The following is a 1,068-nucleotide window of genomic DNA, read 5'->3' as shown; positions in this document are numbered from 1 at the left end:
CAAACCAAAAAGAAACCAAGGACAATGTCCCTGGCTCTACGTATTCATGTTATCAACCTAATAAACCATAAAGCCTAGCGAAACTAAATATTAACAACCTTGTTTAGTAATTCAGATGCCCTTTTACGGCAGAGACCTTTTACAATTTCGACTTCACTAGCTAAAATTTCACAAGCGTTATCAAGCATATTTTTATCAGCAAAACCAAGTTTTTTCTTATTATTTAGTCTAACTAAGTCACGGATAACCTCTGCTCCATCATAAATGTTACCACTTTTTATCTTGTTTAAATTATATCTATTTCTTTGGGTGCCCCTGATGGTTGGATCTGTTTCTCCATCATGAAGTGTATTGAGCACGTCGTCCAAAACATTTTGCTCAACTACGGGCCGTACCCCCAATATTTTAGCGTTAGCACAAGGGAACATCAATCGCATGTTTCTATGATTGATATTTATAACATAATAAGGTTGGCTTTTCCCAAGAACTTCTTTTTCTTCGATAGCTTGGACAACACCCGCACCATGCATCGGGTATAAGATTTTTTCGCCTATATGAAACATGAAGTCACCCCTTTCATAACATCCTACGTACATTATAACACAAAAACGTGATAATAAATTATTAATTTTACCAAACCAATAATGTAGTGTCAATATTTTTTTGTGGTCTTTGCTCGACTGTTTCACTATCTACACTTAACATGGTTACTAACGCTAAGTTTCCAAATTAACCACAGCAAAAAAGCCAGGACTTCCCATCCTGGCCTTAACTGTTTACTCGATATTTCACCACTTCGAACCTCGTGGCGTCACGTTAGGCGTCGAATCCTAACTTTAGCCAACAGCTAACATTACGAAACCCCAGCTAACTCATGGTCGGGGCGACAGGATTGCGGCCTCTTGGTCCCGAACCAAGCACGCCATTAAAGTGCGAGTTTATTAAGGGCTGTACATCTAGTGCCCCATCAGACAACGTTAACCCGCAAAATCTAGTGGTAAATACAGGGATTTAAAGGAATATTGCAATTCTATGTCGAAAGAGAAATTCGATGGAGGGATTGCAATG

The 1,068-nt window shown here is 38.9% G+C and carries 1 protein-coding gene; it reads right to left on the bottom strand.

Going from position 1 to position 1,068, the window contains the following annotated elements:
• Positions 1-83: 83 nt before the first annotated feature.
• Positions 84-563 carry a CarD family transcriptional regulator gene (locus H1S01_RS20340; protein ID WP_188042171.1) on the bottom strand — a complete coding sequence of 160 codons (480 nt, stop codon included), beginning with the start codon at positions 561-563 and terminating at the stop codon, positions 84-86.
• Positions 564-1,068 lie beyond the last annotated feature (505 nt).

The organism is Heliobacterium chlorum (assembly GCF_014502795.1).
GTDB lineage: Bacteria > Bacillota > Desulfitobacteriia > Heliobacteriales > Heliobacteriaceae > Heliobacterium > Heliobacterium chlorum.
This window is presented reverse-complemented; position numbering and strand designations above follow the sequence as displayed.

Excerpts from the sequence above, each read along its gene's own strand:
- H1S01_RS20340 (WP_188042171.1), bottom strand. The coding sequence starts at position 563 with ATGTTTCATATAGGCGAAAAAATCTTATACCCGATGCATGGTGCGGGT.